The organism is Ochrobactrum sp. SFR4 (assembly GCF_019730395.1).
Lineage (GTDB): Bacteria > Pseudomonadota > Alphaproteobacteria > Rhizobiales > Rhizobiaceae > Pseudochrobactrum.
On sequence record NZ_JAAPBB010000723.1, the window covers coordinates 1 to 277 of the forward strand.

Annotated in this window: 1 protein-coding gene; it reads right to left on the reverse strand. The window is 52.3% G+C overall.

Annotated elements, in window-relative coordinates; all coding sequences use genetic code 11:
• The coding region (locus HBA93_RS20965) for an exodeoxyribonuclease VII large subunit (protein ID WP_286202108.1) at positions 1-277 on the reverse strand (277 nt) is incomplete at both ends.

Sequence of the window (277 nt, forward strand, 5' to 3'; positions counted from 1 at the left end):
CTGAAAGCGCACAATCAGGTTTTCTCCGGAGTGTATTGCCGCTGCGGCTTTAACCGGCTGCCCCTGATCATTCATCACAATCGCAAACCCACGTTTGAGAACACTGGTATGAGACAGGGTCTCCATCAGGCGCGATAATTCCTGACTGCGCGTACGATATTTCTCAAGCCTGTGGCGCATTGCCTGATCACTGCGCCTTTGCAAGGTGGCAAGATTGAGTGCCGTCTGGTTTGTGCGGCGCAAAATCATATCGCCATTCAGACGTGCTGCAATCTGT